At 52.2% G+C, this 14,417-nt stretch carries 12 protein-coding genes and 1 pseudogene; 2 read left to right on the top strand and 11 right to left on the bottom strand.

The genetic code is table 11. The annotated features are described in order from the left end of the window. The first annotated feature begins 53 nt into the window (after positions 1-53). Complete coding sequence (locus tag AAHF05_RS13355) at positions 54-1,313, top strand: dicarboxylate/amino acid:cation symporter (protein WP_028018606.1); 1,260 nt, start codon at positions 54-56, stop codon at positions 1,311-1,313. Between the two features lie 96 nt (positions 1,314-1,409). Here AAHF05_RS13355 and cheW read toward each other — a convergent pair whose 3' ends face one another. The 6 genes from cheW to flhD form a co-directional block, all read right to left on the bottom strand. Continuing rightward, positions 1,410-1,913, bottom strand: a complete 504-nt coding sequence (gene cheW / locus AAHF05_RS13360) for a chemotaxis protein CheW (RefSeq protein ID WP_008500420.1) — start codon at positions 1,911-1,913, stop codon at positions 1,410-1,412. Positions 1,914-1,932: 19 nt separating this feature from the next. Continuing rightward, complete coding sequence (gene cheA, locus AAHF05_RS13365; RefSeq protein WP_028018605.1) at positions 1,933-3,963, bottom strand: chemotaxis protein CheA; 2,031 nt, start codon at positions 3,961-3,963, stop codon at positions 1,933-1,935. 4 nt (positions 3,964-3,967) lie between these two features. Beyond that, positions 3,968-4,897 (bottom strand): flagellar motor protein MotB, encoded by a 930-nt coding sequence (gene motB, locus AAHF05_RS13370; protein ID WP_028018604.1) that lies wholly within the window; start codon positions 4,895-4,897, stop codon positions 3,968-3,970. Continuing rightward, the gene (gene motA / locus AAHF05_RS13375) at positions 4,894-5,781 is read right to left on the bottom strand and encodes a flagellar motor stator protein MotA (RefSeq protein WP_008500417.1); all 888 of its coding nucleotides are present in this window, start codon (positions 5,779-5,781) and stop codon (positions 4,894-4,896) included. The genes motB and motA overlap by 4 nt, the downstream gene beginning before the upstream one ends. Positions 5,782-5,904: 123 nt before the next feature. Beyond that, positions 5,905-6,483: a flagellar transcriptional regulator FlhC gene (flhC, locus tag AAHF05_RS13380; RefSeq protein WP_010432486.1), complete on the bottom strand. Its 579-nt coding sequence runs from the start codon at positions 6,481-6,483 to the stop codon at positions 5,905-5,907. 2 nt (positions 6,484-6,485) lie between these two features. Then, positions 6,486-6,836 carry a flagellar transcriptional regulator FlhD gene (flhD, locus tag AAHF05_RS13385; protein ID WP_023312264.1) on the bottom strand — a complete coding sequence of 117 codons (351 nt, stop codon included), beginning with the start codon at positions 6,834-6,836 and terminating at the stop codon, positions 6,486-6,488. Between the two features lie 796 nt (positions 6,837-7,632). On the opposite strand from flhD, the gene uspC reads away from it, so the two are divergent. Next, the gene (gene uspC, locus AAHF05_RS13390; protein WP_129323360.1) at positions 7,633-8,061 is read left to right on the top strand and encodes a universal stress protein UspC; all 429 of its coding nucleotides are present in this window, start codon (positions 7,633-7,635) and stop codon (positions 8,059-8,061) included. 15 nt (positions 8,062-8,076) lie between these two features. Here uspC and otsA read toward each other — a convergent pair whose 3' ends face one another. The 5 genes and pseudogenes from otsA to araF all read right to left on the bottom strand — a co-directional run bounded on the left by otsA (position 8,077) and on the right by araF (position 14,022). Beyond that, entirely contained in the window at positions 8,077-9,501 is a 1,425-nt protein-coding gene (gene otsA, locus AAHF05_RS13395; RefSeq protein ID WP_028018601.1) for an alpha,alpha-trehalose-phosphate synthase, read from the bottom strand. Continuing rightward, positions 9,476-10,276 (bottom strand): trehalose-phosphatase, encoded by an 801-nt coding sequence (gene otsB / locus AAHF05_RS13400; RefSeq protein ID WP_129323359.1) that lies wholly within the window; start codon positions 10,274-10,276, stop codon positions 9,476-9,478. The genes otsA and otsB overlap by 26 nt, the downstream gene beginning before the upstream one ends. Positions 10,277-10,452: 176 nt before the next feature. Then, complete coding sequence (gene araH, locus AAHF05_RS13405) at positions 10,453-11,433, bottom strand: L-arabinose ABC transporter permease AraH (RefSeq protein ID WP_032666953.1); 981 nt, start codon at positions 11,431-11,433, stop codon at positions 10,453-10,455. A 14-nt stretch (positions 11,434-11,447) separates the two neighbouring features. Continuing rightward, a pseudogene (araG, locus tag AAHF05_RS13410) lies at positions 11,448-12,962 on the bottom strand (L-arabinose ABC transporter ATP-binding protein AraG). 70 nt (positions 12,963-13,032) lie between these two features. Beyond that, positions 13,033-14,022 (bottom strand): arabinose ABC transporter substrate-binding protein AraF, encoded by a 990-nt coding sequence (gene araF, locus AAHF05_RS13415; RefSeq protein WP_024909787.1) that lies wholly within the window; start codon positions 14,020-14,022, stop codon positions 13,033-13,035. Between the last annotated feature and the right edge of the window lie 395 nt (positions 14,023-14,417).

The raw sequence follows: 14,417 nt of genomic DNA on the forward strand, positions 1-14,417 counted from the left end.
ATTTATATGTATCGACTCGGGCTACATCTAAAGCGCATAGAGGGTCTTTTTTCGTGGCAAGTGCAAACAAACTCACACTCTTCATCGTGATTTTCATGCTGGCGGGTATTCTTTCAGGGGCAGCAATTCATGAGTACGCATCCGCGGATGCTATTAAAGCCTGGTCGGATAATATTACCCTTCTGACCGATATCTTCCTTCGCCTGATCAAAATGGTGATTGCACCTTTGGTCTTCAGCACGTTAACCGTCGGCATCATGAAACTGGGTGAAACCTCCACCATTGGCCGCGTTGGCGGCAAAGCGATGGTGTGGTTTATCAGCTCATCCGTGCTGTCTATTCTGGTGGGGCTGTTTATCGTCACGCTCGAGCATCCGGGAAGCGGTCTGAACCTGACGATCCCAACCGAAGCCGTCGATACCGGTCTGGCCGTTGGTGGCATGACGCTGAAAGCCTTCCTGTCTCACACCATTCCAACCAGTATCGCAGGGGCGATGTCGAACAATGAGATCCTGCAGATTGTGGTGTTCTCGATGTTCTTCGGCATCGGCGGCGCGTCGCTGGGACAGAAATTCAACGCGCCTCTGGTAGCTGCGCTGGATGTGGTTTCCCATATCATGCTGAAGGTGACGGGTTACGTGATGTACGTTGCGCCACTGGCCATTTTCGCGGCGATTTCATCCGTTATTGCCACTCAGGGTCTGGGCATTCTGTTGAACTACGCCTCCTTTATTGGTGGCTACTATGTTGCCATTCTTCTCACCTGCATGGTGCTGCTGGCCGTGGGTTACATGGTGCTGAAAAAAGAGGTGTTTCGCCTGGTCAGTATGCTGAAAGACCCGGTACTGGTAGCGTTTACCACCAGCAGCTCTGAAGCGGCCTATCCAAAAACGCTGGAACAGCTGGAGCGTTTTGGCTGCTCGCGCAACATTGCCTCTTTCGTCCTGCCGATTGGCTACTCCTTCAACCTGGTAGGTTCGATGGTGTACTGCTCTTTCGCCTCGATGTTTATCGCCCAGGCGTACAACATTCACCTGAGCTTCTCTGAAGTGACGGTATTGATGCTGACCCTGATGCTCGCTTCAAAAGGGATTGCGGGCGTACCGCGTTCATCGCTGGTCGTTCTGGCGGCAACTATTCCAAGCTTCAATATTCCGGTGGCCGGTATTCTGCTGCTGATGGGAATTGATCACTTCCTGGATATGGGTCGCTCTGCAATTAACGTTCTGGGGAATGGTATCGCGACCGCGATGCTGTCGCAGAATGAAGGGGCGCGGGAAGCGGAAGCTGAGCTGGTGGAGCAGGAAGCATAAGGGTATGAAAAAGCCGGGTGGCGGCTTCGCCTTACCCGGCCTACTAATGGTTCGAACACGTAGGCCGGGTAAGCGTCAGTGCTACCCGGCTTTGTTTTATGCTACGTGACTCGCGGCGATATCCAGCAGAGCCATCTCATCGCTGTTCAGCAGCTTCTCAATGTTCACCAGAATCAGCATTCGCTCGCCGAGCGCGCCCAGACCGGTCAGGTATTCCGTCGACAGGGTGACGGCAAACTCCGGTGCAGGACGGATTTGGTCAGAGGTCAGGGAAAGCACATCAGACACGCCATCCACCACGATGCCCACCACGCGCTGCCCCAGGTTCAGAACAATCACCACGGTGTTATCGTTGTAGTCAACGTCGCCCTGGCTGAACTTCACGCGCAGGTCAACGATTGGCACAATCACACCGCGCAGGTTGGTGACACCTTTAATAAAAGCAGGCGTATTAGCGATGCGGGTAACCTGGTCGTAACCACGGATTTCCTGCACTTTCAGAATGTCGATACCGTACTCTTCGTCACCTAAAGTGAAAACCAGGAATTCCTGCCCTGATGGCTCGCCCGCCAGTTTCGTTACATTACTCATACCGGTCATGTTATTACCTTCTACTTAATCAGGCGGCTGTGTACGCCACACGTTGTTCACGATTTAATCCCTGAAGCGCCGATACGTCGACGATCAGCGCCACGCTACCATCACCCAGAATGGTCGCGGCAGAAATACCAGGTACCTTGCGGTAGTTGCTTTCGAGGTTTTTCACCACCACCTGGTGCTGACCAATCAGCTGATCAACCAGCAGCGCGTAGCGACGGCCCGCACTTTGCAGGATCACAACGATACCCTGCGTGGCCTCTGTCTTCGCCCCGTCCACTTCAAACACTTTCCACAGTTCCACCAGCGGCAGATACTCACCGCGCACTTCGAGAACACGCTCGCCACCCGCCAGCGGATGCAGATCTTCCTCACGCGGCTGCAGCGATTCCATCACGGCGTTCAGCGGCAGAATAAAGACTTCGTCTGCCACTTTGACTGACATACCGTCCAGAATTGCCAGCGTCAGCGGCAGCAGGATGCGAATGGTGGTGCCAGAGCCCTGCTTAGACTGGATCTCAACGTGGCCGCCCATCTCCTGGATGTTACGTTTCACCACGTCCATGCCCACACCGCGCCCGGACACGTCGGTCACTTGTTCCGCAGTCGAGAAGCCTGGCGCAAAGATCAACATGCCCACTTCTTCGTCGGTCATGTTTTCATTGACCGCCATCCCCTGCGAAATCGCTTTTGCCAGGATGCGTTCACGGTTAAGGCCCGCACCGTCATCGGTCACTTCGATGCAGATGTTCCCACCCTGGTGTTCCGCAGAGAGGATCAGGTTGCCGACCGGAGATTTCCCGGCGGCAATGCGGTTTTCCGGCAGTTCGATACCGTGGTCGAGGCTGTTACGCACCAGGTGCGTTAACGGGTCAATGATGCGCTCGATCAGGCTCTTATCCAGTTCGGTTGAGCTGCCCATCAGGGTCAGTTCAATCTGTTTATTCAGTTTGCTGGCAAGGTCGCGGACCAGACGCGGGAATCGGCTGAAGACATATTCCATCGGCATCATTCGGATGGACATGACCGATTCCTGCAGATCGCGGGCATTACGCTGTAATTGCCCCATGCTGGTAATCAGATCGCCGTGCGTGACCGGGTCCAGTTCGTTTGAACGTTGTGCCAGCATTGACTGAGTGATCACCAGTTCGCCCACCAGGTTAATCAGCTGGTCAACCTTCTCAACAGCAACACGGATGCTGGTGGATTCACTGGAACGCGCAGCCGGTTTTTCACCACGGCCGGGCGCCGCAGCCTCTTTTGGCACGGCTTTCAGCGCCGGAGCCGCAGGCACAACGGCCGGTGCAGTAGTCTGAGCAACAACAGCGACCTCTTCTGCTGGCGTTTCGACAACGGCCGTTTCGGTTTCGAAGGCAATCTGATCGGCTTCAATGACGAAGCACAACACCGCCACGATATCGTCCTGGCCAATGCCGTCATCAAGCGTCGCAGCAAGACTGTCTTTGCCTTTTACCACATTGCTTAATGTCGCCAGATTACCCAGCTCTTCTTCCAGCAGGTTAACTTCATTCTCTTTCAGGCGTGACAGCACAACGCGCAATTTGCCCGCTTGTGCTTCGGCTGGGGCAGACTCCTGGGCGGCAACGGCATCGACAACGCTCAGTTTTGCGGCCGGAACAACGGCTGCGGCAACCTCACCTTTTGCTTCCAGCGCGAGCTGGCGCAGCGCATTGCAGATGTATTCAAAGCTGGCGGCATCAGGCTCTGCTGAGCTTTTATAGGCGTCGAGCTGTTCCTGCATAATATCTTTGGTTTCCAAAAACAGGTTGATAATATCGGTATTGAGCTGCATCTCACCGCGTCGTGCTTCATCAAGCAGGTTTTCCATCAAATGGGTCGTTTCCTGCAGGATGGTAAATCCAAACGTTCCGGCTCCGCCTTTAATGGAGTGCGCCGCACGGAAGATGGCATTAAGCTGCTCAGAGTCTGGTGCTTCAGGCACCAAATCGAGCAAGTGTTGCTCCATATCGGCCAACAACTCGTCGGCTTCATCAAAGAATGTCTGGTAAAAATCGCTAATATCCATGCTCACGCTATCACCTCGGATTGGCTGGTGGCGATGTTGGAACGGCAGCCGAAGGAACGGCCCCAGGCTGTTTTAAATCGTCCAGTGACTCATTCTGACTTTCGGCGTTTTCATGCAGGATGGCCTGCTCCGCCTGCTGGTTCAGCACTAAAAGACTGATACGACGGTTGATGGCGTCATCCGGCCCGCGGTCGGAGACACGCATGGTTGCTGCCATGCCGACCACGCGCAGTACCTTGCCATCATCAAGCCCACCGGCCACCAGCTCGCGACGCGAGGCGTTGGCACGATCGGCAGAAAGCTCCCAGTTGCTGTATCCCTTCTCTCCACTGGCATACGGGAAATCATCCGTGTGTCCTGACAGGCTGATTCGGTTAGGAATGCCGTTCAGCACCGGCGCAATAGCACGCAAAATATCGCGCATGTACGGCTCAACTTCCGCACTCCCGGTCTTAAACATTGGGCGGTTCTGGCTATCAATAATCTGGATACGTAACCCTTCCTGTACCAGATCGATTTTCAGATGCGGACGCAGCGCGCGCAGTTTTGGATCTGCTTCAATCAGCTGATCGAGATCGCCACGCAGTTTCTTCAGGCGCGCCTGCTCCATCTTTCTTTTCAGCTCGTCGATGTTTGGCTCTTTTTTCACCTCACCCTTCTGCTGGGTGTAATCATCGCCACCGCCCGGAATTGGGCTGTCGCTGTTAGAGATGCGCGGCCCACCGGCCACCGCCGTCGCCAGCGGCGTTCGGAAATATTCCGCAATCTGGATCAGTTCTTTCGGGCTGGAGATGGAGATAAGCCACATCACCAGAAAGAACGCCATCATTGCAGTCATAAAATCGGCGTACGCAATTTTCCACGAGCCGTGTGCGCCATGCCCGCCGCCCTTATGCTTGCGTTTTTTTACGATGACGATCGGATGGGACTGGTTTTTCATGCGTCCTCAGTTGTCGTCTGTTGGTTTGGGTTTTTCACCGCACGCACGTGTTCTTCAAGCTCGATAAACGACGGACGCTCGCTGGAGTAAAGCGTTTTACGGCCAAACTCAACCGCGATCGGTGGCGCATAACCGTTGAGGTTAGAGAGCAGCGTGATCTTCACGCACTGCATCATTTTAGTCGTTTCCGCGCTCTTCTGGCGCAGAACGCTTGCCAGCGGAGAGATGAAGCCATACGCCAGCAAAATACCGAGGAAAGTACCCACCATCGCATGGGCGATCAGTGCGCCCAGCTCAGCGGCAGGACGATCCGCCGAGGCCAGGGCGTGAACAACCCCCATGACAGCGGCAACGATACCGAACGCAGGAAGGGAGTCGCCCACCAGCGCCAGGCTGTTGGCCGGCACTTCGGATTCACTTTCGTGGGTTTCGATCTCTTCGTCCATCAGCGCTTCAATTTCGAAGGTGTTCATATTGCCGCTGATGATGAGTCGCAGGTAGTCGACGATGAAATCCAGCATCATGGCGTCGGCAAGAATGCGCGGATAGCTGGCAAAAATTTCACTCTCTTTCGGGTTTTCGATATCGCGTTCAAGAGAGAACATCCCCTGTTGACGTGACTTCGCCATCAGGCGATAAAGCAGCGCCAGCAGGTCCATATACATGCTTTTGGTGTATTTCGAGCGACGGAACAGCAATGGAATCGCTTTCAGCGTGCCCTTGATCGATTTACCGTTGTTACCAACGATAAAAGCCCCTACCCCTGCGCCGCCGATGATAATAAGTTCAGCCGGTTGATAGAGTGCTCCAAGGTGCCCGCCGGTCATCATGTAACCGCCGAAAACTGTACCGAGAACTACCAGGTAACCTAATAAGATAAGCACGACATCATCCTTCCGCTAGTGACTATGGCAAGGACGTTCAGTTCGCAGCGTTTACCGTTTGCGGGGTAAAAAAAAGCAGCGGTAATTGCTTACCGCTGCTGGAATCTTGCCCACACGTTCGGGTTAAACAGCTTGTTCGATCTGTTCATCCAGCAGTTGTGGAATAATATCGGCAGCATCCCGGGAAAGTTTACGTCTTTTTACTGCACGGGATGGAGGCTGACATAAACTACAGGCGAAGCTGCCTGCAGGCTGATGAGCATGGGTAATAAAATTGCCATCGCAGCAATTGCAGCGCGACAGTTCAAGCATTCCGCTTTCAACAAAACGCACCAGCGTCCATGCGCGGGTCAGCGCCAGCAGTGGACCATCTTCTTGCTGTGGGCATTGTTCAAGGTAAAGTTTGTACGCTTTGATCACAGCGTCAACGCCGCTACACAAACCGGTTTTGAGAAGATACTGCCAGGCGTTACAGAACATGGATGCGTGGATGTTCTGCTCCCACGTCATAAACCAGTCGGTAGAAAACGGCAGCATGCCTTTCGGCGGGGGACTACCACGTAACTCTTTGTACAGTTTGATGAGACGACCACGGCTCAACTGAGTCTCGCTTTCCAGCATTTGTAAACGAGCACCCAGTGTAATCAGCTCCATGGCCAACTGTATGTCACGCGCTTCCTGAACAATGCTTTTTTCGCTCATTGCTAGGCCCTTTTCTTACGGGCTGCGTCATCAGGCTGGCTGATTTCGTTAAGCAAGCGAGTGGAGAGAAGTATACCGGTATGGATCTGTTGAAGATCGTCAACACGGGATTCCTGCGTCAGACGCGTTATTGTCTGTGAATCATCGAAACGGAACTGACAAACCAGCTGATTCGTTTCGGCCAGTTTAACCATCTGAGGGAGGGTTAAACCCCCCAGCATGGTTGCCATTTCTTCGTTAATACCCAGACGAAACATCGCGGACGCCTTGTCCTGACTAATCAAACGCTGCGCGAGCAGTAAATACGACAAATTGATGTCATAGATATGTTTTAGCAACTCGGATGTATGCATTGTTCCCATCCCGAATAACCAACTATTATTTTTATGCGGAAAGACCGCACCCCGTGATGTCGCCGGGAAATCACCCGGTATAAAAAAGAAAAGGCCAAATGCATAGTTGAATTTAGGTTTGTATTCAGTTGATACACGCAAGAGAAGAAACGCCGTTGCGCCTCTTACATCTTTTATCATTTCTTACAAATAACTAAGATTTTTCCTAATTCGACGCAAACTCTACTCGTCAGATTTGATACATACAATGCAGCCTTCCTCAAATTTAAAAAAAATGTGATCCACATCACATAATTTAAGTGAATATCACCCATAAATCCATCAGTATGACTTGTAATTTGTTCAAATATCGAACAATCAGTACTGTTTTGTATTCTTAAATGCCGAATACTCATGCAGAAGGGTGAACATAACTGGCATATCACGTGCTTTGCCTGTCATTCCCGGTGTCTGCAATCGTTCACATCCCGAGAATGTCCTGGATACATTTTTCTTACCTCGAAAAAACATATACTTATGCGTAACGCTCAAAAAAAATGTTTCAGTATGTGATCATTCGAATTGTGTTTATAACGCGTTAAAATGATTTAATAGTGGAAGAGTAAAATTGTGTGATTTACGTTAAGTTGTTAATTTTTTTCATTTAGGCGTATTTTTCAGTTATTCTTCTTATAAGAATAATTAATGAATAATTATGATAAGCTTCACACTAATGTCGTATTCAACTCTTGCAGAACCAGGGGATTCGCGGTAAAGGTGGGTAGACGCAGTCTGTCAGACATCTAAGGAGTGCACCATGAGTTACTCCCATCTTCTTGTTTCTGTTGCTGTTTCACCCGAAAGCCATCAGCTTGTCGCCCGGGCAGTTTCCATTGCCAGGCCCCATAATGCCCGCATCAGCCTCATCACTCTCGAGGCCGAACCCGAAATGTATAACCAGCTGGCAGCCCCTATGCTTGAAGAAATTCGGGAGGTACTTCAGGAAGAAACACAGCAATTTCTGCGGGAGCTGGCTGAAAAGGCACAATATCCTGTTTATGAGACCGTTATTGCAACGGGAGAACTTAATGCACATATTCTCGACATGTGTCGTAAACAGAATATTGATTTAGTGATATGCGGGAACCACAACCATAGCTTTTTATCGCGCGCGGCATGTGCGGCGAAATCTATTGTTGCTTCAAGTCAGGTCGATGTGCTGTTAGTACCTCTTGGGGGAGATTAATCCCCCAGTAGAAAATCAGGCGAGTTTAGGAAATGTCGCGATCTTTTTTTGCAGATCACCATCCTTACTTTTCGGGGCGATATCACGTAAATCCTGAATAAAATTCGCCTGCCAGTGATTTATGTCGTTCTTACGGATCGTCTCCATCATTTCGGCATGCCGGGAAATGCGCTCTGTAAGCGGCATTGTCAGGGCGCGGTTCAGGGCGTTAGCCACATCATCCCGATCGTAAGGATTTACGATAAGCGCCGAAGTGAGTTCATTTGCCGCTCCGGCAAACTGTGAAAGTACCAGTACACCCGGGTCGGCAGGATCCTGAGCCGCCACATACTCTTTCGCCACCAGGTTCATCCCGTCACGCAGCGGCGTGACCAGGCCAACGTCTGCATAGCGGAACACTTTCATCAGGATTTTACGGTCAAAGTGTTGATTTAGATAAAAGAGCGGCGTCCAGCCCAGTTGGCCATAGCGGCCGTTAATGCGCCCCGCTTCTGTCTCCAGCTGATGCCGAATGTCCTGGTAGGCCTGAACTTCGCCGCGCGACGTTGGTGCTATCTGCGTATAGCGAATTTTACCGTGGTGTTGAGGGTACTTATCCAACAGCGTTTCATATGCCAGAAAGCGTTCCGGTAACCCTTTGGAATAATCAAGTCGCTCTACCGAGAAGATATTTTTCACATGCTTAAGTTCATTCTTAAGCTGCGCCAGCTTTGATGGCAACGGCCCGGCGGCCTGCTCCGCAATCTCGTCGGGTTCAATCCCAATAGGATACACTTCGGTGTGGAATGTTTTCCCCCATGCGGTATGCGTTTTTCCACCTTTGGTCACCAGACGCGTTTTGCCTGACACAGAATCCAAAAACGCAAGGCGATCATTTTCAGTCTGGAAGCCCAACAAATCGTAATCACATAGCGCCTCCAGCAACGCTTCATGGGGTGGTAACGCGGTAAAAATCTCCGGTGTCGGGAACGGGATATGCAGGAAAAAACCAATCCGGTTATTTACGCCCCTTTCCCGCAATTCTCTGGCGAAGGGGAGCAGATGATAATCGTGGATCCATAAAATATCGTCTTCTTCGATTAAAGGCAGCAGTTTATCCGCCAGCAGCGCGTTGACTCGCGTGTAGCCTTCGAAGGATTCACGCTGGAATTTAACCAGGTCAAGACGGTAGTGAAATGCAGGCCACAGAACGGCATTCGAGAACTGCGAGTAATACTCGTCATAGTCTTTCTCTTTTAACGCGAACGATGCCCACGTAATATTTCCGCGCGTCACTTTTTTGAGCGGTTTTTCGTCTTCACTGATTTCACCACTCCAGCCAAACCACAGCCCGCCAGCAGCTTTTAAGGCACCTAACACCCCTACCGCCAGGCCACCCGCGCTGACTTTTTTATCATCAGGCGGCGCGATTCGGTTAGAGACGACGACTAAGCGACCCATAATGGTTTCCCCCTTGGTTTTGCGCTATTTGTTGTTGCTGGTTAGCGATGTCAGATATCCACTGCCAGACGCCGGCGACATCCACCAGCCGCCATTGGGCAACAGTGTCGCCGGGCCCAACCTTAACGGAGATCCCTCTGGCCTGATTCACCACGCGGAACCCTGCTTCGTCGGTCAGGTCATCCCCAAAGAAAACGGGCGTCCGGCCCTTAAAAGGTTCCTCCGCCATAAACGCGGTGATGGCCGCGCCTTTATTGATCCCTTGCGGTTTTAGCTCCACCACGCATTTACCCGGCTGTAACGCCAGTTGCGGGTTCGCATTCGCAATTTCTCTGGCAAGGGCAAGCACACGCTCTTCATGTTGTGGGGCCTGGCGATAATGCAGAGCAAAGGCCATGCCTTTAGCTTCCAGTTCTGTGCCAGGCAGTTCTGCCAGCGCAGCAGAAAGTTTCTCCTGGAGACGTTGTGTGAGTGCATCGGGAAGTGAAACGATATGCGTTTGATCATGGATGTCGCGGCGCTCCGCTCCGTGTACACCGGCCAGCGGAAAGTGGTAAGGACTGGCGAGCATATCCAGCTCGGCCATTGAGCGCCCTGATATCAATGCCAGTGCTCCCTCATTCATAAGCGAGAGCTGATGCAAATCCTGTAATACCGCATCCGGAATAGCCACCTGATCAGGGTGCGGTTTTATCCCGGCGAGCGTGCCGTCGAGATCAAAAAAGAAAGCATAGTGTCCGGACAGTACAGGCGGTGCGGTTAACAAGTCAGCCACCCTTTTCCTCCTTACGGTTTGCGAGAGGTAAACGCCTTTACCTCTTTCATAGCCATGTAAGTATAGACAGTGTGACGTGGCTCGCCATTTGACAACCGCCCCGCCAGTTTTACTGGCGAGGCGGTTAAGGGGTCAACTAAGGTTATAAGTTGAGCAATAAAAGACGGGAAAAAGCGTTATACGGTACGCTTCGCTTTTTGCTTGTAACGGTCGAAAATCACCGCTGCCAGCAGGATCAGGCCACGAACCACGTACTGAGAGAACGGGGAAATATTCAGCAGGTTCATGGCGTTCTCTACCGTCCCTAAGATCAGGATACCGGCCACCACATATGAGATTTTTCCGATGCCGCCTTTAAGGGAAACGCCCCCTAAAACGCAGGCCGAAATGACGATCAGCTCGTAACCGATAGAGGTCATGGGCTGGCCACTGGTCATGCGTGATGCCAGAATAATGCCCGCGGCGGCAGAAACCAGCCCCGAGAGCACAAAGATAATAATCTTGGTTCGCACGACCGGCACCCCAGCCAGACGCGCCGCTTCTTCATTGCCACCAATCGCCAGCGTATTACGGCCAAAGGTGGTCCGGTTAAGCAGGAAGCCGAACAGGATCAGGCAGGCTACGGTCAGCCAGATAGGCGCAGGCAGACCGAGCCAGTTGGCGTAACCCAGCGTAAAGAAGCGCTCGTCTTCAATCCCCACCGCTTTACCGTCGGAAATAATATAGGCCAGGCCTCGGACAATTTGCATTGTGGCAAGCGTGGTGATCAGGGCATTTATCTTCAGACGCGCAATGACAAAACCGTTGACCAGACCGCTGATGACGCCCAGTAACAGACCGGCCAGGACGCCGATCCACAGGCTTTCAGTCATGTTGATCACCACTGCCGTGGTCACACCCGCGCAGGCAATAACGGACGCCACCGACAGGTCAAAATCGCCGGAGGCCAGGCAGAAGAGCATGCCGCAGGCCACCATCCCTGACATGGAAATGGCCAACCCCAGCCCTTTCATATTAATGAAAGTGGCAAAATTAGGAACAAAGATCGCACAGGCGAGGAACAGCGCGGCAAAGACCACCAGCATGCCGTACTGATCCCAGATGCGTCCAAAACTGAAAGCCGACTTCGGTACTCCGGATGTAGTAACAGAGGACATCATTAACTCCTTACTCAGGCGACAGCCTGGCTGACTTTAGGCATGGCGAGGTTCAACGCCTGTTGTTCATTCGCCTGTTCATGAAGTAATTCACCGGCAATTTCACCTTCACGCATCACGACAATGCGGTCGGCAACGCCAAGCACCTCCGGCAGATCGCTGGAGGCGAAGAGCACCGCCACGCCGCGTTTTGCCAGTTCATAGATCACGTTATAAATTTCGTGTTTTGCCCCCACATCAATACCGCGCGTTGGCTCATCTAATAAAATGACCTTCATATCTTCCGACAGCCAGCGGCCTAAAATAGCCTTCTGCTGGTTTCCGCCGGAGAGATTCATGATCAGCTGTTCCGGGCCAGGCGTTTTGATATTCAGCGAACGAATATGGTGGTCGGCATTGCTCGACTCCCAGCTATCGTTAATCAGGCAACCGGCGCGGATAAACTTACGGCGGGCGGAAATATTGATGTTATCGCGCACCGAATGAACAGGAATGATCCCCTCCGCTTTACGGTCTTCCGGGCAGAGCATCATCCCGGCCCTGATCGCGTGGGCCGGTTTCTGAATATCTACCCGCTCGCCGTCAATGGAAACCTGACCTTCGGTAATCCGGGTACCGCCGAATAACCCTTTCATCAACTCGCTGCGCCCCGCCCCCACCAGGCCAAACAGTCCGACGATTTCACCGCTGCGTACTGACAAGGAGACTGGCGTACGCACGCCTGGCGCTTTTACGCTATCCAGACGCAGGCGTTCAGGGCCATACTCGCGCGGCTGCCAGTGATAAATGTCACCCAACTCGCGGCCAACCATCGCCTGAACAAGCTGGTCATGGTTAACCTGCTTCATGTCGGTAAAGGTGCGTACATAGCGTCCGTCTTTAAAGACGGTAATGGCATCACTCAGGGCGAATATCTCTTCCATACGGTGCGAAACGTACAAAATGGTGCGGCCTTCCTGACGCAATTCGCGGATCACACGGAACAAATTCTCTATTTCACGCGCGGAGAGCGAACTGGTGGGTTCATCGAAGGCTATGATTCAGGCGTTACGCGCCAGCGCCTTAGCAATTTCAACCATCTGCCACTGACCAATAGAGAGATATTTCAGTGGCGTCTGAGGATCAACGTCCAGGCCAAGATGTTTAAGCTGCAGCCCCGCTTCATAATTAAGTAGCGAACGATTTACCACGCCGCTTTTATGCGGAAGCTGTCCTAAATAGATGTTTTCTGCCACGGTCATCTCAGGGATGAGGTGCAGTTCCTGATAAATAATGGCTACCCCGGCGTTGAGCGCCGCCGTGGTATCGGCAAACGCCACCTCGTCTCCGCGAATAGCCAGCGTGCCGGTCGTCGGCGTGTAGTTACCGCTGAGGATTTTCAACAGCGTGGATTTTCCCGCGCCGTTTTCGCCCATCAGGGCGTGAACCTGGCCGGCATAGCAGTCGAAACTGATATCGGTCAGCGCATTAACACCGGGGAAAGTTTTACCGATGCCGCGAAAAGAGAGATACGGCTCAGACTGTTGCATAACGTCTCCGTGATTCCAGTAGTGTGTACATCTGGCCCCTCACAGGAATGAGGGGCACAATCACAGCGAATTACTTACCGCCCAATCCTTTTTTCGCCAGTTCCTCTTTGAAGTTGTCGCGGGTGATCAACACCACGTCGGTCACTTCGGTAAATTTCGGCGGTTCAGCCCCTTTGGTTACCCAGTTGTAGAGCATCTCGCTGGATTTGTAGCCGTGAACGTCCGGGCTTGGCAGCAGAGAGCCGTAGAAACCGGTAGCCTGCGCTTTGGACAGTTCGCTGACGGCGTCAACACCGTTGATGCCGATCCCGATCACATCAGGCGCTTTGAAGCCCTGACCTTCCGTCGCGCGTACCCCGCCCAGCACGGTGTTGTCGTTCATCCCCACCACCAGCCAGTGTTTCACTTCCGGATGCTGAACCAGCATGGAGTTCGCGGCGTCGAAAGCACCCGGGATATCGTTAGATTTGGTGGGGACTTTGTAGATCTGTTTTTCCGGGAAGCCGGCTGCTTTCAGCGCGTCCATGGAACCGGAAGTACGGCGGCGAGCCGTGTCCAGTTCGTCCGCAGTAATGGCCATCACAGCGGTTTCTTTCACATCCCAGCCGCGTTTTTGCATCTCTTTATAAAGTTCCTGGCCCTGACGTTCACCGATTTTGGTCGCCGCCATCATCACCAGAGGGACGCTGTCCATCGGTTTGCCTTTGGCGTTAACGAACTGATCGTCAACCGCAATGACCTTCATGTCGTAACCGCGCGCTTTCGCCGCGATTGCCGATCCCAGTTTTGGATCGGGTGTGCAGATAACGAAACCTTTCGCACCGCTGGCCGCCAGGCTGTCGATGGCATTCAGGGTTTTTTCACCGTCAGGCACGGCGATTTTAATCACTTCAAAACCTAAATCTTTTCCGGCTTTATCTGCGAATTTCCACTCAGTCTGGAACCAGGGTTCTTCGGGCTGTTTTACCAAAAAACCGAGTTTTAAATTCTCAGCGATAGCGGATTGTGACATAACGGCAGCCAGACCGATGGCCGCCAGCGCTTTAGTAAATTTGTGCATGGTAAACTCCAGCTTTAGCATTCTTTTCTGTAGGGAATATGTGCGTGCTTCTAATTTAATCGGACTTAAAACAAGGCATTAGCGCTTACCTCGTCATAAGCGTTATTGCTGGTGATAGTTTTAGCGGGAAATTAATCATCCATAAGAGAGCCCCATCACACCGCAGAATTACAGTAATTGCGTACATAAATTCAGCGAAAAATGACATAAAAAAGGCAGGATTTGTCAGACAAATGAAAGAGGGTTAAGCAGAATTATCCATAAGATTAGCTAAGAAATCCCTGACACCGTCCGCCGGGAAAAATGGCAACCAACGAAAAAAAAGATCAAACTGCGTTTCATCACAAATGCGCGGGAACCACATCAGACTGTTATTCTGCAGAAATTGATTTAGC

Origin of the sequence: Enterobacter adelaidei (assembly GCF_041937165.1) — a bacterium.
Taxonomy (GTDB): Bacteria; Pseudomonadota; Gammaproteobacteria; order Enterobacterales; family Enterobacteriaceae; genus Enterobacter; species Enterobacter adelaidei.

Bases quoted from the DNA above. Each gene is read 5' to 3' on its own strand.
- cheW (WP_008500420.1), bottom strand. From the start codon at position 1,913: ATGACCGGTATGAGTAATGTAACGAAACTGGCGGGCGAGCCATCAGGG.
- motB (WP_028018604.1), bottom strand. From the start codon at position 4,897: ATGAAAAACCAGTCCCATCCGATCGTCATCGTAAAAAAACGCAAGCAT.
- flhC (WP_010432486.1), bottom strand. From the start codon at position 6,483: ATGAGCGAAAAAAGCATTGTTCAGGAAGCGCGTGACATACAGTTGGCC.
- flhD (WP_023312264.1), bottom strand. From the start codon at position 6,836: ATGCATACATCCGAGTTGCTAAAACATATCTATGACATCAATTTGTCG.
- uspC (WP_129323360.1), top strand. From the start codon at position 7,633: ATGAGTTACTCCCATCTTCTTGTTTCTGTTGCTGTTTCACCCGAAAGC.
- otsA (WP_028018601.1), bottom strand. From the start codon at position 9,501: ATGGGTCGCTTAGTCGTCGTCTCTAACCGAATCGCGCCGCCTGATGAT.
- araH (WP_032666953.1), bottom strand. From the start codon at position 11,433: ATGTCCTCTGTTACTACATCCGGAGTACCGAAGTCGGCTTTCAGTTTT.
- araF (WP_024909787.1), bottom strand. From the start codon at position 14,022: ATGCACAAATTTACTAAAGCGCTGGCGGCCATCGGTCTGGCTGCCGTT.